This is a genomic window from Thiothrix eikelboomii (genome assembly GCF_900167255.1).
GTDB classification, from domain to species: Bacteria; Pseudomonadota; Gammaproteobacteria; order Thiotrichales; family Thiotrichaceae; genus Thiolinea; species Thiolinea eikelboomii.
This window is the reverse complement of sequence record NZ_FUYB01000001.1, coordinates 183,144-202,075: the sequence shown is the minus strand read 5'-3', so window position 1 is coordinate 202,075 and position 18,932 is coordinate 183,144. Positions and strand designations below refer to the sequence as shown.

At 45.2% G+C, this 18,932-nt stretch carries 19 protein-coding genes; 14 read left to right on the top strand and 5 right to left on the bottom strand.

Translation table 11 applies throughout. The features are described from left to right. Positions 1-226: 226 nt before the first annotated feature. The 3 genes from secA to mutT are packed head-to-tail and all read left to right on the top strand — an operon-like array spanning position 227 to position 4,562. Positions 227-2,929: a preprotein translocase subunit SecA gene (gene secA / locus B5D50_RS00985; RefSeq protein ID WP_078920705.1), complete on the top strand. Its 2,703-nt coding sequence runs from the start codon at positions 227-229 to the stop codon at positions 2,927-2,929. Continuing rightward, positions 2,929-4,137, top strand: a complete 1,209-nt coding sequence (gene argJ, locus B5D50_RS00980) for a bifunctional glutamate N-acetyltransferase/amino-acid acetyltransferase ArgJ (protein ID WP_078920704.1) — start codon at positions 2,929-2,931, stop codon at positions 4,135-4,137. Before secA ends, argJ begins: the two co-directional genes overlap by 1 nt. Before the next feature lie 2 nt (positions 4,138-4,139). Further along, on the top strand, positions 4,140-4,562 hold the full coding sequence (gene mutT / locus B5D50_RS00975) for an 8-oxo-dGTP diphosphatase MutT (RefSeq protein WP_078920703.1): 423 nt from the start codon (positions 4,140-4,142) through the stop codon (positions 4,560-4,562). Between the two features lie 64 nt (positions 4,563-4,626). Here mutT and B5D50_RS00970 read toward each other — a convergent pair whose 3' ends face one another. The 5 genes from B5D50_RS00970 to B5D50_RS00950 all read right to left on the bottom strand — a co-directional run bounded on the left by B5D50_RS00970 (position 4,627) and on the right by B5D50_RS00950 (position 9,975). Further along, on the bottom strand, positions 4,627-4,836 hold the full coding sequence (locus tag B5D50_RS00970) for a YdcH family protein (protein WP_078920702.1): 210 nt from the start codon (positions 4,834-4,836) through the stop codon (positions 4,627-4,629). Between the two features lie 11 nt (positions 4,837-4,847). Continuing rightward, positions 4,848-6,344 (bottom strand): DEAD/DEAH box helicase, encoded by a 1,497-nt coding sequence (locus tag B5D50_RS00965; protein ID WP_078920701.1) that lies wholly within the window; start codon positions 6,342-6,344, stop codon positions 4,848-4,850. A 202-nt stretch (positions 6,345-6,546) separates the two neighbouring features. Next, positions 6,547-7,905: a DNA repair protein RadA gene (radA, locus tag B5D50_RS00960; RefSeq protein ID WP_078920700.1), complete on the bottom strand. Its 1,359-nt coding sequence runs from the start codon at positions 7,903-7,905 to the stop codon at positions 6,547-6,549. Continuing rightward, positions 7,892-9,187 (bottom strand): CNNM domain-containing protein, encoded by a 1,296-nt coding sequence (locus B5D50_RS00955; RefSeq protein WP_078920699.1) that lies wholly within the window; start codon positions 9,185-9,187, stop codon positions 7,892-7,894. The genes radA and B5D50_RS00955 overlap by 14 nt, the downstream gene beginning before the upstream one ends. Beyond that, positions 9,184-9,975 carry a cytochrome C assembly family protein gene (locus tag B5D50_RS00950; RefSeq protein ID WP_234975754.1) on the bottom strand — a complete coding sequence of 264 codons (792 nt, stop codon included), beginning with the start codon at positions 9,973-9,975 and terminating at the stop codon, positions 9,184-9,186. Before B5D50_RS00950 ends, B5D50_RS00955 begins: the two co-directional genes overlap by 4 nt. Positions 9,976-10,079: 104 nt before the next feature. Between B5D50_RS00950 and ffh the strand changes: the two genes are divergently transcribed. The 11 genes from ffh (at position 10,080) to rplS (ending at position 18,816) form a co-directional block, all read left to right on the top strand. Further along, on the top strand, positions 10,080-11,465 hold the full coding sequence (ffh, locus tag B5D50_RS00945; RefSeq protein ID WP_078920697.1) for a signal recognition particle protein: 1,386 nt from the start codon (positions 10,080-10,082) through the stop codon (positions 11,463-11,465). Between the two features lie 251 nt (positions 11,466-11,716). Next, on the top strand, positions 11,717-12,250 hold the full coding sequence (locus B5D50_RS00940; RefSeq protein ID WP_078920696.1) for a hypothetical protein: 534 nt from the start codon (positions 11,717-11,719) through the stop codon (positions 12,248-12,250). Between the two features lie 210 nt (positions 12,251-12,460). Beyond that, on the top strand, positions 12,461-13,699 hold the full coding sequence (locus B5D50_RS00935) for a hypothetical protein (protein ID WP_078920695.1): 1,239 nt from the start codon (positions 12,461-12,463) through the stop codon (positions 13,697-13,699). Positions 13,700-13,814: 115 nt separating this feature from the next. Further along, a complete protein-coding gene (locus B5D50_RS00930) occupies positions 13,815-14,192 on the top strand; it encodes a hypothetical protein (RefSeq protein ID WP_143594206.1) in 378 nt (125 codons plus the stop codon). Positions 14,193-14,480: 288 nt separating this feature from the next. Next, a complete protein-coding gene (locus B5D50_RS00925) occupies positions 14,481-15,080 on the top strand; it encodes a hypothetical protein (RefSeq protein WP_078920693.1) in 600 nt (199 codons plus the stop codon). A 231-nt stretch (positions 15,081-15,311) separates the two neighbouring features. Next, positions 15,312-15,620: a hypothetical protein gene (locus B5D50_RS20565; protein WP_078920692.1), complete on the top strand. Its 309-nt coding sequence runs from the start codon at positions 15,312-15,314 to the stop codon at positions 15,618-15,620. Between the two features lie 227 nt (positions 15,621-15,847). Beyond that, on the top strand, positions 15,848-16,768 hold the full coding sequence (locus tag B5D50_RS00915) for a DUF1287 domain-containing protein (RefSeq protein WP_200807001.1): 921 nt from the start codon (positions 15,848-15,850) through the stop codon (positions 16,766-16,768). A gap of 166 nt (positions 16,769-16,934) precedes the next feature. Continuing rightward, a complete protein-coding gene (rpsP, locus tag B5D50_RS00910; protein WP_078920691.1) occupies positions 16,935-17,186 on the top strand; it encodes a 30S ribosomal protein S16 in 252 nt (83 codons plus the stop codon). Positions 17,187-17,199: 13 nt separating this feature from the next. After that, complete coding sequence (gene rimM / locus B5D50_RS00905) at positions 17,200-17,715, top strand: ribosome maturation factor RimM (protein ID WP_078920690.1); 516 nt, start codon at positions 17,200-17,202, stop codon at positions 17,713-17,715. A gap of 7 nt (positions 17,716-17,722) precedes the next feature. Next, positions 17,723-18,475 carry a tRNA (guanosine(37)-N1)-methyltransferase TrmD gene (gene trmD / locus B5D50_RS00900; RefSeq protein WP_078920689.1) on the top strand — a complete coding sequence of 251 codons (753 nt, stop codon included), beginning with the start codon at positions 17,723-17,725 and terminating at the stop codon, positions 18,473-18,475. Beyond that, entirely contained in the window at positions 18,472-18,816 is a 345-nt protein-coding gene (gene rplS / locus B5D50_RS00895) for a 50S ribosomal protein L19 (RefSeq protein ID WP_078920688.1), read from the top strand. The genes trmD and rplS overlap by 4 nt, the downstream gene beginning before the upstream one ends. Positions 18,817-18,932 lie beyond the last annotated feature (116 nt).

Below are 18,932 nucleotides of genomic sequence, written 5' to 3'. Positions count from 1 at the left end.
ATAGCCAGTTAATGAGGCTATACTATTAGTCCGGCGCAATTCCTCTCTTAGGATTGCGCCGGACTTTTTTGTAAATTGAGCTTGTTTTGTTTGGGCTAGCCCCCATAGTGGGGGAACAACTATGGCTGCGTCATCACAAGGGAGTGTGCTCTCTGCCTTGTCGTTTGGCTCAGGGAATTGCCGGTTAGAGCCACTGGCAGGATGAGTTAGGAGAAAATAAGAGATTATGCTGGGTTCTGTTGCTAAAAAGATTTTTGGTAGCCGTAATGACCGTTTGGTTAAAAGTTATGCAAAGATCGTCAAGAATATCAATGCATTAGAAGCTGATTACTCCAAGTTATCTGATGCCGACTTGCAAAATCGCACTGTGAAATTCCGTGAGCGCCTTGTAGCGGGTGCTACCCTTGATGATTTATTACCTGATGCGTTCGCCACGGTGCGTGAAGCCAGTAAACGTGTGTTAGGTATGCGTCATTATGATGTGCAAATGATCGGTGGCATGGTGCTCCATAGTGGCAAAATTGCAGAGATGCGCACGGGTGAAGGCAAAACCTTAGTCGCTACTTTAGCAGCCTATTTGAACGCTTTGCCGGGCAAAGGCGTGCATGTTATTACTGTCAACGATTATCTCGCGCAGCGTGATGCTGGCTGGATGGCTAAGCTATATGGTTTCTTAGGTTTAAGCACGGGCGTGATTATTAATGGCTTAACTCAAGACCAACGTCGCACAGCTTATGCCGCTGATATTACCTATGGTACTAATAACGAGTTCGGCTTTGATTATCTGCGCGATAATATGGCGTTCTCGATGGATGAACGTGTACAACGGCAATTATCCTATGCCGTCATTGACGAAGTTGACTCGATTCTAATTGACGAAGCACGTACCCCACTGATTATTTCTGGCCCTAGCCAAGATGCCTCGGATTTATATCGCGCTATTAATACGATTGTTCCCGAATTAGATCGCCAAGCAGCAGAAGATAGCGTTGGTGATTACTGGGTAGATGAAAAAGCCAAGCAGGTTTTTCTGTCTGAAGTAGGTCAAGAGCGAGTTGAGCAAATTCTGAGTGAGCGCGGCGTGCTACCTGAAGGCCAAGGTTTATATGACTCAGCCAGTATCGCTATTCTGCATCATTTAAATGCAGGCTTGCGTGCCCAGACTTTATTCCAAAAGAATGTCGACTATATTGTACGTGATGGCAAAATCATCATTGTTGATGAGTTTACTGGGCGGACTATGCCCGGTCGGCGTTGGTCTGAAGGTTTGCATCAAGCGATTGAAGCGAAAGAAAACGTTGAAATCCAATCTGAAAACCAAACGCTTGCTTCGATTACCTTCCAAAATTATTTCCGCTTATACAAAAAACTGTCAGGTATGACCGGTACAGCGGATACAGAGGCGTTTGAGCTACAACAAATTTATGGTTTAGAAGTGGTTGTGATTCCTACCCATCGCCCAATGGTGCGTAAGGATGCGAATGATCTGATTTATTTGACCGCTGAAGAAAAGTTCGATGCGATTATCGAAGATATTAAAGCCTGCGTTGATAAAGGCCAGCCAGTTTTGGTCGGTACTGCCTCGATTGAAGCCTCTGAGTTAGTGTCTAATAAGCTTAAAGCGTTGCGGATTCCGCATGAAGTGTTAAATGCGAAGCAACATGAGCGCGAGGCGCATATTATTGCCAATGCAGGTCGCCCAGGTGCAGTGACGATTGCGACCAATATGGCGGGTCGCGGTACGGATATTGTCTTAGGGGGCAGCTATGAAGAGGAAATTGCACAGCTTCCACCAGCCAATGCGGATGAAGCTGCTAAGCAAACTATCAAGGCCATGTGGCAGAAGCGTCATGATGCTGTGTTAGCAGCCGGTGGTTTGCATATTATCGGTACAGAGCGGCATGAGTCGCGTCGGATTGATAATCAGCTGCGGGGGCGTTCAGGCCGTCAAGGTGACCCCGGTTCTTCACGCTTTTACTTATCGCTTGAAGATAATCTGATGCGTATTTTTGCCTCTGATCGTGTAAAAAGCATGATGCAAAAACTAGGCATGGAGAAAGGCCAAGCGATTGAAGCGGGTTTAGTCTCGAAGTCGATTGAGAATGCCCAGCGTAAAGTGGAGGCGCATAACTACGATATTCGTAAGCATTTGCTGGAATATGATGATGTTGCGAATGATCAACGTAAAGTCATTTATGAGCAGCGCACTGAGCTGCTGATGGCCGACAATATTCAAGACATGGTGGCTTCTATTCGCCATGATGTGGTTGAGGCTTTGATTAGTCGCTTTATTCCAGAAGGTAGCGTGGATGAGCAATGGGATATTCCGGGCTTAGAAAAGCAGTTACAGACAGATTTAAGTTTGAATGTACCGGTTCAGCAATGGCTGGATGAAGATAAGAAGCTTTACGAAGAGCAAATCCGCGAGCGGATTCAAGCACTGGTGAAAACCGAGTTAGAGCAGAAGGAAGCGCTCATTAGTGCAGAAAATATGCGTCGTTTAGAGCGTGAAGCCATGTTGCATATTCTGGATACTCATTGGAAAGAGCATCTAGCTGCGATGGATTATCTACGTCAAGGCATCGGCTTGCGGGGTTATGCGCAGAAAAATCCGAAGCAAGAATATAAGCGTGAAGCTTTCGATATGTTCGAGGAGCTATTAGATCGCATTAAGCATGATGTGATTACCTTCTTAGTCCGTATTCAAATTGGCGAACCGCCTCCATTGCATGAACCTGAGCAGCAACCCGTGCAATACACGCATGCTGCTGCTGGCAGTGCATTTGCAGAGGATGATGAGGTGGTGGATGCTTTCACACCAGCCCCGAGTGCGCTACCCGCTGCAACTGAACCGAAAGTGGGACGGAATGAGCCTTGTCCTTGTGGCTCAGGTAAAAAATATAAGCAATGTCATGGGAAGTTAAGCTAATGGCCGTCAATTTAACCTTTAATGAAGATTTATTGCCGATTGCAGGGGTACGTTTAGCGACTTTGAATGCGGGCATCCGGTATAAAGGGCGCGATGATCTCTTGCTGCTTGAATTAGCTGAAGGGAGTTCCTGTGCGGCAGTTTTTACTCGCAATGCTTTCTGTGCTGCCCCCGTGATAGTTTCGCGTGAAAATCTCGCTAAAGCTAAGCCCCGTTATTTGCTAGTCAATGCGGGTAATGCGAATGCAGGAACAGGTGAGCAAGGTCTAGCAGCTGCTAAAGCCTGTTGTATGGCCTTAGCTACAGCAGGTGCTTGTGCTCCTGAGCAGATTTTACCTTTCTCGACCGGTGTGATTGGCCAGCCCTTACCCGTGGAGAAAATTGTAGCTGCCTTGCCCTCTGCGTTGGCTAGTTTAAAGGAAGATCATTGGTTGGCGGCGGCTAAAGCCATTATGACCACCGATACGGTGGGTAAAGCCATGAGCAAGCAAATCGAAATCGGCGGTCAGCAAGTGACGATGACGGGCATTGCCAAGGGCGCAGGTATGATCCATCCGAATATGGCGACTATGTTGTCTTATGTGGCAATGGATGCCCAAGTCGAGGCTAACTTGCTACAAACTATTCTTAGTGAAGTGGTTGAGGAAACCTATAACTGCATCACGATTGATGGTGATACTTCCACCAATGACTCTTTAGTATTGGCCGCCACGGGTCGGTCTGGAGTCGTGATTGATGCCAGCAATCGGGCGATCTTTCAACAGGCCGTCCAAGATTTGTGTATGTATCTAGCACAAGCGATTGTGCGCGATGGTGAGGGTGCAACTAAATTCATCAGTGTGAGCGTTGAAGGGGCTAAAGATCGTACCGAAGCACGAGTGGTGGGTAACACAGTGGCTTTATCGCCCTTGGTTAAAACCGCGATGTTTGCGAGTGATCCTAATTGGGGGCGGATTCTTGCCGCTGTTGGACGCAGCCCCATTGACGCTTTGGATGTAAATGCGGTTACTCTTTGGCTTGGTGATACTTTACTGATTGAAAAGGGTCAGCCTGCACCCTCGTACCGCGAGGAGTTAGGTCAGCTAGAAATGAAACGGGATGAGATTACCGTGCGGATTCACCTAGGGCGTGGTTCTGCTAGTGCAACGACTTGGACTTGTGATTTTTCTTATGATTACGTCAAGATCAATGCTGAGTATCGTAGCTAAGTATGGCTGAAGCGATTTGGATTCATGTGGTTGCGGCCGTTATTTATAATCGCCGCCATCAGATTTTGCTCGCTCAGCGCCCACTCGATAAGCATCAGGGCGGTAAATGGGAGTTTCCGGGCGGTAAAGTCGAGCCAAATGAATCGGCTAAGAACGCTTTGCAGCGCGAGTTATTAGAAGAGCTTGGCATTGAGGCTGAGCCAACGAGTATGCAGCCCTTACTGGAAATTAAACATGCCTACTCAGATAAAAATATTTGGCTCGATGTCTGGATAGTTGATCAGTTTCAATATGAACCGATAGGCCGAGAGGGGCAGACTATTGCTTGGTTTGAATTAGCACAGCTGCAAGACTTAGATTTTCCGGCTGCCAATCTCTCAATTTTGCAAAAGCTTAACTCATCATCCTCATCACCAAACGGCTGATAATACGTTGACTTGAGTCTGATTTAAGTCAATCGCTGAAGCCTTCACGCAGATGCACACACTTTCAAGCATTCATATCAGGAATCAGCTGACTGCTGATTTTTTGGATCATATCTTTTAAAAGCAATTTACGTTTTTTCAGGCGTGACAGCATAAACTCGTCACCCGTCGGACTTGCGCGCAAAGCCTCAATTGCAACATCAAGATCACGATGTTCTTGGCGCAAATCAAACAGTTTTTGGCGGAGCAAATGCTCGTCTTCTAAGCTTAGCATGGCTGATTCGGCTATTTGACTAAGTTTCGACGTTTTTCTTTATAACGAATCACCACTTTTTTATCGGCAGTCGTCGCCTGTTTGGGTACATAATCTTGCTTTTCCCAGCTACCAATTTCATAACCTGCATCGGCTGCTTGTTGACCTGCTCCTTGCTTACGCTGCGCACCACCATTTAAGCGCCCATAAGGGCCTTTACGTCCACGTTGTTTATCGTCGGTAGCAGCACCAGCACCACTTGTGCGTGCGGTTGCAGTTGCTGAGCTATTATTAGTAGGCTTGCCACGTCCATTGGGTGGGCGGCTGGATTTTTCGCCATTGGCAGGATTTCGAGGATGGCTACCCGGTTTGCGGGTGTTGGTGCGTGGATTGGGTTTAGCGCTGTGACGATTTGTTTGTTTAGGCTCTAAACCCGGAATCGTCCGCTGATTAATCGGCTCACCCTGAAATTCTTCGAGTTTTTTCAGGCAGTCACGATCACTAGGGCCGGCTAATAAAATAATGGGTTCTTGACGCTCAATGCCTAAGACGCTTTGGAGTCGACTTAGGTAAGTGTCTGTTTTTTCAGGTAATTCAAAATGAATCACTGGTTCATAGCCACTCAAGTCAGGAATAAAGTCCTCTTGATCAGGCACGATCAGAATCGGGCAAGCTTCTAAATTGCGCTCCTCATCGGGTAAGAGATGTGTCGAGTCTGCGGTATGTCCGTGATTCGCTAAATTATCGGCTAGGCTTTTGGCTGTTTTGCTGGTGACGGTAAAAATAACGGTAGGTTTGCCTTTTAAGCCATCTAAAATGTAATCAATCAAGGCTAATTTATGGGTGTAATCATCCGCCTGATGGACTAATTGTGGCAAGCGTAACAACTGGGACTTTTCATCCTCAATCGTAATCTCTTCACAGTTGGGCAGCATATTACGGGCATACGGTGTCACTTCCTCATCATGACGCACAAAAGCGATGACCGGTGCACCCGCTGGTTTTTGCTGAATAATTCGATCGACTAAACCATGTAAACCCTTTTTATGGATAGCTGTCAGATCATCAATAATCAGTAGTTCGATATGTGAGAAGTCTGCCTTATTATTATCAACTAAATCATTTAAGCGTCCCGGAGTCGCGATCATTAAATCGAGAGGGCGACGCAATAAACGCATTTGAGGTTGATAAGGGCGGCCACTGACAATAAAGCCGGTTCGAATCTGCTGGCCTTCACCGAGCAAACGCTTAATCGTGTAAGTGATTTGATTCACTCGATCACGGCGCGAGGTAAGCACTAGAATACGTGCGCCTTGATGCTCAGTGAGCGGGTTATTAAAAATATAATTAATGGCAGGGATTAAAAAAGCACCCGTTTTACCGGCTGCGGACTGAGTCCAAACAATAGCACTTTTACGTTGTGCCATTAAAGGAATAAGCTGTTGTTGTAATTCTGTCGGGGTCTCATAGCCTGCTGCGTCGATATTATCGGCGAAAGCACCCTGTAGACCTAAATCAATAAATGACAAGATAAAACTCCCTGGCTGAACAAGCAGGCAAGTGATCCATAACTTACTTCTTCATGAACATATGAATAAGGCGATTGTGGCAAAGAAACCTGTTAGGGCGGATCAAACCGAATTTGTGAGTAAAATTACGCCCCAGAATGTTCATAAAGCTATTATATATGTGGTTTTGAGTCAACAATTATGCGCTTGGCGTGTTGTATTTTTACATCAATGCCGCCATCGCCTCCTCTAATCGAGCCACTGCAGTGACTTTCATGCCTTGAATAGCATGGTGTGGTTTATTGGCTTTAGGCACAATAGCTTGTTTAAAACCATGCTTGGCCGCTTCCCTCAGTCGCTCTTCGCCATTTGGAACAGGGCGAATCTCTCCTGCTAAACCGACTTCGCCAAAAATCACCACATCGGCAGGTAGCGGTCTGCTTCGAAAACTGGACAGCGCAGCCAATAACAATGGTAAATCAGCTGCCGTTTCTGAAATCTTAACGCCGCCTACAATATTAATAAAAACATCTTGATCGTACATGGAAATTCCACCATGCCGATGCAAAACAGCCAAGAGCATCGCTAAGCGGTTTTGCTCCATCCCTAAAGTCACACGGCGAGCATGACCTGCATGGCTGGTATCGACTAACGCTTGCACTTCCACCAATAAGGGGCGCGTACCCTCACGTGTTACCATGATAGCACTACCAGAGACAGGTTCTTCATGCCGAGAGAGGAAAATAGCCGACGGATTGCTAACTCCTTTTAAACCTTGCTCAGTCATGGCAAAGACGCCTAGTTCGTTGACAGCGCCAAAACGATTCTTAACCGCTCGCAAAATCCGATAGCGCCCCCCGGGGTCGCCTTCAAAGTACAAGACGGTATCAACCATATGCTCGAGTACCCGAGGGCCGGCTAAAGTACCCTCCTTGGTGACATGGCCTACTATAAAGAGTGTAGTTTGAGTTTGCTTAGCAAAGCGAACTAATTGTGCAGCCGATTCACGAATTTGGCTGACTGAGCCGGGTGCAGACTGCAATTGTTCAGTGTACAGGGTTTGAATCGAGTCGATCACCATAATTTGTGGTTGTTCAGTCTGCGCCAAGGCCAGTACAGTTTCGACCCCTGTTTCAGTGAGTAAACGTAAATGCTCAGCATTCAAGCCTAAGCGTCTAGCGCGCAAGCTGACTTGTTGGAGTGATTCTTCACCTGTGACATAAAGGCTACGAATCTCAGTGAGGTCACAGAGCGTTTGTAGCAAAATGGTTGATTTACCGATACCGGGATCGCCGCCAATAAGGACGACAGAGCCGGCCACTAATCCTCCGCCTAACACCCGATCTAATTCTTGAACCCCAGTTGTGGTGCGTGGGTCTTCTTGGACATGAATTTCTTTAAGGCTACGAATACTGGCAGGTTCGCCAGCATAGCCCGTGAAGCGGGGGTTTTTAGTGGTGGTAGGCGCTGCGATGCTTTCTTCTAAAGTATTCCAAGCACCACAATCAGAACATTGGCCATTCCATTTACTGTGCACACTGCCACAGGCGCTGCAGTAATACTGCAATTTATTTTTTGCCATCGGCTGCTCCGCTGAGGTTAGAGGTTGGAATTGCTGGATAAATAATCAAAGTTTTAATAATATTTTTGCGAGTTTTGCGAATTTCCATCGGATGCTGCTCGATTAATACCGTCATGCCGGGTACGGGTAGCAACTCTAAATGCTCCATGATTAAACCATTAATGGTTTTTGGGCCATTGACGGGTAAATCCAAATTAAGAGCCTGATTGATTTCTCGGATAGGTGTCGCTCCATCTAACCAAGCACTACCGTCCGCCATGATTTGAATCGTATTTTCATGCCTAATGGGAACTGTAGAAAACTCACCAACAATTTCTTCTAGTATATCCTCTAATGCCAACATTCCTAAAATATCCCCATATTCATCGACCACAATTGCTGAACGCCGTGCTTGCTCACGGAAATTCAAGAGTTGCTGAATCAGCGACGTACCTTTAGGAATAAAATAGGCGGGGCGTATACTCGCTTTGAGATGCTCACGATCAAGCTTGTCTTCAGCGAGTAAGGGCAAGAGGCGTTTCAAATGCACAAAGCCTAAAATATTATCCACAGAATGTTCATAGATCAAAAGGCGGGTGAATAGGCTGTGGATAACTTGCTCTTGAATATCAGCCCAATCTTCGGTTAGATCAATCCCGACTAACTGATGACGTGGAATCATAATGTCTTCTACTTGGCTCGATTCTAAGTCAACAATGCTAATCAGCATTTCTAGATGCTCGGGCGGAATATTGAGGCCTTCAACCTCAATGAGTTGTCTCAGCTCTGCACCACTAAACTTCACGATGTTAGGCGGCGTGGTGGGTTGTTGGCAGAGCTTCAAAACCATATTGGCTAGTAGATTCACGAGGGCAACCAATGGCCAAGCCAACACCAGTAAGGCTGAGTAAAACTCGGCAAATGGGTAGGCAAAACTCTCTGGGTAGAGTCGAGCGAGTTTACGAGGGAGTAGTTCCGCTACCAAGAGCAAGACTAGCGTAAAACCGAGGAGGCTGAGTACCATTGACCAAACCACGGCAAGGTCAATGAAACGACTCATCAGTGCTAGGCCTAACCAAATGACTAGAATTAGAAGAAAGTACTTAAACAGTTGTAGCAGGGTGATGACCTGATCGGTATGGCTCAATAAATGGTTTAAACGCTCTTTGCGACTAGTGGCATGCAGACGCTTATAAGTCAGCAAAGCTGTTTCTGAGGCGGTTAGCAGCGCTATTAAGAGTACCAAAACAAGCAAAGTGATGAGTTGTAGGTTGAGTGAGAGGGTCTCGTTGGTCCCGTTCATGGTTGTTTTAAATATTCAAGAACAAACTTACTACCAAAGAAAGCGATCATCAATAATAAAAAGCCCACTAAGGTCCAACGAATCGCTTTTTTGCCCCGCCAACCGTATTGCCAATGTCCATACAATAAAATAGCAAAGACGCACCAAGCTAAAATCGACAAGAGCGTTTTATGCGCTACATGCTGCGCAAACAGATCATCAAGATAAATAAAGCCACTGATTAAACTAAGGCTGAGTAATAGCCAACCTAAAGCAATCACCTTAAATAGCAGTGATTCCATATCCTGCAAGGGTGGCAGGGTTCTGACTAAAATATTCGGTTTGTGATCATGGAGTTGGCGGATTTGCAAACCCAATAATAAAGCATGTAAGGCGGCTAGGGTCAGCAGGCTATAGGCCAGCAGTGAAATGAAAATATGTAGCCCTAACCCATTGTCTAAACTCAAACTGGTGCTTTGGGTCGGAAAAAAATAGCTACCCAGCAAGGTGGGGGGAATAAAGGGAATGATTAATAAGCCGAGGCTCTCTAGCGGTCGATTCAATTGGGCTAGGAATAACAAAAAGCAAGTCAGCCATAGCACAACCGATAAGGCAGCAAAAAAATCAACAAAGCCCGACTGACTGTTAGTCCAAGTGAGGATTAAGCTGGCACCTTGTATAATCAAAGCCAATAGCCAAAGACTATTGAGTAGCCAACTAGGTGGCCTCGGTTGAGGAGGCTTACGTAAGCGTAAAGCAATTATCAGCCAGGTCGACATCCAAGCCGCCATGACTACCACATTCATCATTATTGTCATTCTAGATACAGATTAGCTTCTCATCAGTGTGACGATACAGTTTAATGCTATGATAGCAATTTGTTCTCGATTGGGACTAGCAGAAGACCATAATCATGTTTGAAAATTTAAGTGATCGGCTTTCGAAAACGGTAAAAAAATTACGTGGGCAAGCGCGCCTGACGGATGAAAATATAAAAGATGCGCTGCGTGATGTCAGAATGGCACTACTGGAGGCCGATGTGGCTCTGCCTGTGGTGCGAGATTTTATTAATCGCATTCGTGAGCGGGCAGTCGGTCAAGAGGTTTTAGACAGTTTAACACCCGGCCAAGCTTTGATTAAAGTCGTTCACGAAGAGCTGATTGAAATCATGGGGCAGGCCAATGCGAGTTTAAATCTTAATACTCAACCTCCGGCAGTCATTTTAATGGCTGGCTTACAAGGTGCGGGTAAAACCACAACCGTCGGTAAGCTAACTCGTTTCTTAAAAGAAAAAAGCAAAAAGACGGTGATGGTGGCGAGCTGCGACATCTATCGTCCCGCCGCGATTAAGCAATTAGAAACGATTGCTAACCAAACCGAAGCGGTCTTCTTTCCCAGTGAGCCGAATCAACAACCGACTGAGATCGCGTTAGCTGCGCTTGCTCAAGCTAAGCGACAGTACATGGATGTTTTGATCATTGATACGGCAGGTCGGTTGCATATTGATGCTGAAATGATGGGTGAAATCAGCCAGTTGCATAAACTGCTCAATCCCGTTGAAACTTTATTTGTCGTTGACAGCATGACCGGGCAAGATGCGGCGAACACTGCCAAGGCTTTTGGTGATGCGTTGCCTTTAACTGGGGTGGTACTGACCAAAACAGATGGTGACGCACGGGGGGGTGCAGCATTATCAGTGCGGCATATCACGGGTAAGCCGATTAAATTTATTGGTGTGGGTGAGAAATTAGATGCTTTAGAACCCTTCCATCCTGATCGTATGGCCTCGCGTATTTTAGGGATGGGTGATGTGCTCAGCTTGATTGAGCAAGCACAAACTAAAGTCGATCATGAAAAAGCCCAGAAGCTTGCCCGTAAGCTGAATAAGGGTAAAGGGTTTGATTTTGAGGATCTGCGTGATCAGATGAATCAAATGCTAAAAATGGGTGGTATGAGTAGCTTACTGGATAAATTGCCCGGCATGGGGGCGATGCCTGCCCATCTCAAAGACCAAGCCAATGACAAAGAAATTCGCCGGATGATTGCGATTATTAACTCAATGACCCTTGAAGAGCGCCGTAATCCTGAGGTGATTAAATCTTCACGTAAACGCCGGATTGCAGCGGGTTGTGGCTTGCAAGTTCAAGATGTTAATCGTTTGCTCAAACAACAGCAGCAGATGAGTAAAGTCATGAAGCAATTTTCGAAAGGTGGGATGCGAAAATTGATGCAAAGCATGAAAGGTAAATTGCCGACTGGTGGGGGCTTTCCGCCGATGGGGGGCGGATTTCCGGGCTAAAAATTTGCGTTTTCCATAGAAATTCATAGCTTGAACTGTTTACCTACTGGATACTGAGCGGTATGATTTGGTTGTGCGAAAGTTACAACTAAATTCTTGGGTTTGTTGGCTTTTAGCAACATTTAGGGCTGAATGTTGGGCATATTCATACAAACATTCTGCTGAGCCATTACGTCGATCAATGATTAGAAAGTGGGGTTCACGTCTAGTCGTTGCTGCTTTACACTTAACAACGAAAGAGATTAAAGGCCATGAAAATCAAGACTCCGTATACTTTAGCGGCGATCTTTGCAGTTAGTATGTTTGCTTCTGGTTGTAGCCAAATGGCTGCACAACAAGCTGCACCTGCACCCGAGGCTAAGCCAGCTGAGACAGTGACTGTTGTAGATTGCAGCAAGTGCAAGAAGCCTGTGCCGCCTGTCAGTGGCGCACATACTCACCCAGCGATTCCGGGTTGCACCGATTCTACTACGCATACTCATCCATTTACGAATGCTAACCATAAGCATGCGTATAGCTGCAAAGGTGGAGTGAAGAAAAAGCCTTTACCACCAATGAAAAAGCCACCAATGGTTGATAAATGGGCACATACTCACCCAGCGATTCCGGGTTGTACCGATTCGATTACCCATACCCATCCTTACAACAATGCTAACCACAGCCATCATTACAGCTGCAAAGGTGGCAACAAGGTTGAGGTAGTCATGCCACCCGTCAAGGCTAAAGGCAATTACAAAGGTCCGGTTCAAATTGATGCCGGCGTGATGAAAACTTACAAAAAGTAATGAGAATAGTGTTTTTTGGGTTGCAGTCTGAGGCTGTGATTCAATAAAATCGACTCTTAACAGCCCGATTTCTTACGAAATCGGGCGTTTTTTATTAGTGATTATTTTTTCTTATAAAGCGGTTAAATTTGATATTGTTGTAGATAATCAGTTACTGTTGCATTCTTGCCTCTCAACCGTAGTTGTTCTTCTCGTATAAGCATAGAAGTCATGGATAAATTTAAAGCGTTATTACTACTAGCGGTCTGGATCTGTTTAGCACCTTTAAGCTCAGTATATGCGGCTGTTTGGAGCACAGAGTCTCAATGGGACGAATCGTGGGAAAATCGTTATCGCCAGTGGGTAGTCCAGAACTGGAAAGATGATATTTTCATGAACCCAGCCAAGCCAATTTATTATAAGTTTGAAAATGATTGTGCTGATGCAACCTATGCCATGCGCCTAATTTTTTCTTTTGAGCATCGGTTGCCCTTTGCGGTCAATAACCAGCAAAGCCCCGGAAAGATTATTAGTAATGATATGAGTACTTGGGATAACTTACCTGAGCCGCAGCGTGTCCGGCGCTTTATGGATTATGTTGCGGATATGACCAGCACCAAATCTTTAAGGCAGGATACCTATCCCGTTGCTTTGAATGATATTAAACCGGGCGATCTTTATGCCGCTCCGGGTGTGCACTCCTATCAAATCGTTGAAGTGACTGAAACGGGTATCGCGGAAGTCATGGCCTCTACTACGCCTAAGACTTCACGTTTCTTGTTACGCACCCCGTCCTTCCCTTTTTATGTGCCGGAAGATAAAACTTTCGCTGATGGTTATCGCCGCTTTAAGCAGCCACAAAATATTCGTCAACCTGCTAGTGCTCAGCCCGGTTATAGTGAAGAGCAATTCCTCTTAGCAGCTGATCTGAAATATGACTATGTAGCCTTCACGGATATTATTTCTAAAAAGCTCGGTAAACGTGCCGAGCGCCCTGATGAAAAAACGACTCGTTTATTGTTAGCCTTATGTATGTCAGCCAATGATCGTAGTGTTTACGTTTATGATGCTTTATGGCATTTACAAGAGATTCGTAAAACCGGTCGTCAATGTATGAATGCAAAAGAATACGATGATCACTCTACCCCTGGGCGTGATAAACGTTTAGGCATGTTTTTTAGTTCTATTCGTCATCATCTCGATCGGATTGGCCGTTTTGATCCGCAATCACAACCTGCGCGTTGGGCTAAAGCGGTGTTTTCGATTGATGAGCCACCGGCAGGCGAAATGAAGCACTTGAATGATTTTTGTATGGTGCAAATGACGCTAGGTGAAGAACTATATATGAGTGTACGTGAATTGCGTAAAAATCTAGAGGGTGGTCATTTAGTATCCGATCCACATGCGCCTTTACAGTATCGTTGGGGTATAGTAAAGACGCCTTATCAAGCCACTTGCCCAACTTATTGATCATTTGGGCGAGTTGTTGTAAAAAAGTCAGGGTAATTGTTTTATCTGTCCAACAATTTTGAATATACTAAGAGAACCTTGTTCCCTAATTAACGTGATATAGAGACCGAAGACTATGAAGATAAAAGCTCAACTCTCTCTCGCTGCAGTCATTATGGCTGGTTTGTTAGCATCTGGCTGTAGCCAAATGAGTGCTCAACAAGTTGTCGAGCCACCACCACCACCGACTCCAGATAAAGTGGTATTAGATTGCAGCAAGTGTGGCCCTGCGCCAGTTGTTGTAAAACCACGCCCAGTTGTGAAGCCACGCCCACGTCCAGTTGTACGTCCACGTCCAATCGTTCGTCCTCCAGTGGTTGTTCAGCCACGTCCAATTCCACGTCCTCCAGTTGTGATTGTTCCACCGATTAAAGTACCACCGGTTAAGGCTAAAGGTACTTATCGTGGTAAGATCCAAATTGATCAAGGCGTAATGCAACAATACCAACAGTAATTCTGGCTGTGATCTAGTCTTTGTAGCTAAATCACAACAAAACTGTTAAGCCCTTTACTTTGCAAAGAGTAAGGGGCTTTTTATTTTTGAGTCTCAAGTGGAGCGAAGCTAGCTAGAACAAGGCTTTAGCAAGGTCTGCTTAGATAGTAACCAATGCCAATGATCCCTGTTAAAAACCTAAAAAATGTCGTAAAAAAAACTCAAAAGATAAGTTTCCAACCCTCAATTTTAAAAAGTTTGACTATACTCGAGAGTGCGTTCCCTTAAACAACGAAAGAGACCACTATTATGAAGATGAAAACCCAACTTTCTCTGGCTACCATTTTCTTGGCAGGTTTAATAACTTCCGGCTGTAGTCAAATGATGGGTGCTCAGCAAGTCGCTCAAGCTGCTCCTGAGCCTACTCCTGCACCGGGCAAAGTTATTACAATCACTGATTGCAGTAAATGTCCTCCACGTCCACGCCCTATTGGTTCTGGTGGTGGTAAAAAACCAAGTGGTGGTATGGGTGGTCGTCACTCTCATCCAGCCATTCCGGGATGTACAAATTCTGTGACCCATAGTCACCCCTACACGAATTCACGGCATACGCATAAGTATAGCTGCAAAGGGCGTAAGCCTCAGCGGCCCATTCAACGGCCAACTCAAAGACCGGTGATGGCTGATCGGTGGGCGCATACGCATCCAGCGATTCCGGGTTGCACTAACTCTATAACACATACTCATCCATACAATAATCCCAATCACTCACATCATTACAGCTGTAGAGGTGGTCAACGTCCCGATCGGCCACAGCAAATTATTGTTGTTCCACCCGTTAAGGCAAAAGGTAATTTCAAAGGTCCGATTCAAATTGACCAAGGTACTTTGAAACCTTATCAGCAATAAGCCTTTACTAGGTTTTACTGGAAAGGTATATAAACTAGTCTGCTATCAGACGTTCATCCTATAAAGATGAACGTCTTTGCCGTTTATCTAGTCGTCATTTAGCAACTGCCTAAAAATTTATTGGTTAAGCTGTCATTAGGGTAGGTCTGAGCATAGTAAGACTGTCTGCAATGGGCTTTAATACGCACCGTATTTTTAATAACAATAAGTTTAAAATAGAGGCAAATAATAATGAAAATTAATAATCGGCATGTAGCAATGGCTATTTTGATTGCGGGTATAGCCGCAGCAGGTTGTAGCCAACAACAAGCAGCGCCGCCAGTTGAGACTGTCCCAGAACCCGTTGTCGAAGTTCCTCAACCAGAGCCTATGCCTGTGATTGAAGAGCCAGCGCCAGTTGTGCAACCGGTACCGGTACAACGTCCACGTCCACGCCCTGTACAGCGTCCGCCTGTTAAAGTACCGCCTGTAAAAGCTAAAGGTACTTATCGTGGCGCGGTACAAATTGATCGTGGTGCTATGCAGCAGTATCAGTACTAGTCAGTACTAGTGAGTGGGCATGGTTAGGTTGATTACCTAGCCATGCCTTCTAAAGATAGCTTAAAGTTAAGCGATTGAATTTTCAGAGTTTTGTTTTATTAAGCCCCAAGCCTTAAAAAGTTAATGTAGTTGATGCTAGTATTTCTTAGGTATTTATTATAAAACTACAGGCGCACTGGCTGGGGAGGTGCATTTCTTCTAGACTATTTATTCCTTTGGGTGGAGTTATGGCGAGCTCTTTTATTGATAAAGATTTAAAAAGAAAGGTTAGTTTGGTGGCCTACGCCAGTGCTTTGATGGTAATGGCTAATTTGTCAGGTTGCTCCACAAATACCGTAGAAACGGGAGTTGAGCCTTCAAGCCCGCAAAAGCTAGCAACGAATGAACCAAAAACAGTAATTAAAATTATTACAAAGAATCATGTTCAGCGTGGTAAAGACAAGCATCAGTTAGAGTATGAGCAAAAACAGCGTTGGTATCACCAGCAGTGGGAGCTAACTCAACGGACTAATCAACAACGACAACAACAACACGCTCAGGCCGCTTGGCAAACACAGCGTTCTCAACGGGTAGTAAGCATTGATTATTCTGAACGCCTTGCCCAAGCAGCGATAGATCGCTTGCGTTATCGAGTCAATTATAACGGGGCTTATATTCCAATTGGTTATCCAAATGGTGATGTCCCACAAAACATTGGTGTTTGTACTGATACCGTTATTCGCTCTTACCGGCGCTTAGGTGTTGATTTACAACGCTTAGTTCACGAAGATATTTCCCGGGCTTTCTATTCTTACCCGAACCTTCCAAAGTGGGGGCTGCAAGGACCTGATACCAATATTGATCATCGGCGGGTGCATAACTTAAAAGTCTTCTTTACTCGTCATGGTCAGCGCTTACCTGTGACGGGGAGTCCGAATGACTATCGCCCAGGTGATTTGGTCACTTGGAGTTTGGGCGGAGATCAAGAGCATATTGGTATTGTAGTTGATCAACGCTCAGCGGCTGATCCGCGTCGTTTCATGATCGTGCATAATATTGGCGAGGGTGAAAAGATGGAGGATATTCTCTTTAAGATGCCGATTACTGGGCATTATCGCTTTTTCCCCGGTTCACGTCGTCCACAACTGGCTTACGCACAGCAGTATTAACCGTATGAATGGTTTTTTAGCTCAACCTCAAGCAAGCTTGGGGTTGAGTACACGGTTTATTTGTCAATACCCTCTTCACATTTCTTAAAAAAACCGTACAATTGCGCGTTTACTTTTAGCAGAGTGCTGCTAAGGGTTATTTGAATTTAACTAAGGTTTTGGATTTATGGTCAATATTCGTCTGGCTCGTGGTGGTTCTAAAAAGAATCCATTCTATAGCATCGTAGTCACTGACAAGCGCAAACCGCGTGACAGTGGTTATATTGAGCGTGTCGGCTTTTTTAACCCAGTTGCTCGTGGTCAAGAAATCCGTTTACACCTTGAGCAAGAGCGTGTGCAATATTGGTTATCTAAAGGTGCTCAGCCTAGTGACCGTGTTGCAAAATTATTGAGCGAGTCAGCTAAGGCAGCGGCTTAATTAGGTTAGTTTGATGCAAACTCAGCCAGATTCTATGATTGTACTCGGTAAAGTTACGGGTGCTTTTGGGGTTAAAGGTTGGGTGAAAATCCATTCTTACACGGCAAAGATGGCAGATATTTTTAATTACCAGCCTTTGTATTTGAGTGTTAATAAAGAATGGCAAGTGGTTAAACTAGTGAGCTATCAAGCACAAGCCAAAGGTTTAGTGGCTCAATTTGAGCATGTACAAGACCGTGACCTAGCGCTAAAACTCACGGGTACAGACATTGCGGTGCAACGTAGTCAGTTACCCAGTTTAGATGCCGGTGAGTATTATTGGTCAGATCTTGAGGGTTTGACAGTAGTCACCATCGCTGGTGTCGTTTTAGGTAAAGTTGATCACTTAGTGGAGACTGGTGCTAACGACGTTTTAGTGGTGAAGCACACCACGGGTGAGCATTGGTTGCCTTGGGTTATGGATACCGTCATTCAGCGGGTTGATTTAACCACGGGTTTGATTGAAGTCGATTGGGATCCTGATTTTTGAGCTTAAGATGCAGTTTGCAGTACTGACTTTGTTTCCCGAGTTGGTACAGGCGGTGGCACAACATGGCATTATACGTCGTGCTGTGGAGCAGCAAGCTGTTAGCCTTGCTTGTTATAATCCGCGTGATTATACAACAGATGTTCATCGTACCGTTGATGATCGCCCTTATGGTGGTGGTCCGGGTATGGTGATGAAATCTGACTGTTTATTGCGAACTATTCGTGATGTACGGCAGAGCAATCTAGGTCGGCTGATTTATTTAAGCCCACAAGGTTCGCCATTAACACAAGCTAAAGTGCAAAACTTTGCACAAGAGTCTGCATTAATTTTATTGTGTGGACGTTATGAAGGCATTGATGAGCGCATTATTCAGCTTGAAGTAGATGAAGAATGTTCTATCGGTGACTATGTACTGAGTGGTGGTGAACTGGCAGCGATGGTGTTAATTGACAGCATCACCCGTTTATTACCTGGGGTACTCGGGCATGAAGACTCTGCTGAGCAAGATTCATTCGCAGAAGGTTTGTTAGATTGTCCACATTATACCCGCCCTGAGTCGATTGCAGGTTTAGAGGTTCCCGCTATCCTTAAAAGTGGTAACCATGCCGCGATTGCTCGTTGGCGTAAGAAGCAAATGTTAGGTGCGACTTGGTTAAAACGCCCCGATTTGCTAGCAAAGAAAGATTTAAGTGCAGCAGAACAAGCACTGCTGAATGAATTTAGACAGGAATACAAGATTTCTTCAGAGGTTATCTCATGAGTATGATTATTCGTCAGTTAGAACAAGAGCAAATGAATAAGGACATTCCTAATTTCGCTCCGGGTGATACTGTTGTCGTTCAAGTTCGTGTAAAAGAAGGCGACAAAGAGCGTTTGCAAGCCTATGAAGGGGTCGTGATTGCTAAGCGTAATCGTGGCTTACATTCAGCCTTTACCGTGCGCAAGATGTCTTATGGTGAAGGTGTAGAGCGTGTATTCCAGACTTATAGCAATAGTATCGCAAGCATTGAGTTGAAGCGCCGTGGGGATGTACGTCGAGCTAAATTATATTATCTGCGTGGTTTGACCGGTAAAGCAGCTCGTATTAAAGAAAAAGTTTAAGCGGCTCAGCTTAAAACCAACAGCCTAAAAGCACTATAGCTGCACTGTTATAGTGCTTTTTTCGTTTGTTTTCCATTGAAATGACCGAGGTAATTCGCGTTAGGGTCTGAGATTAC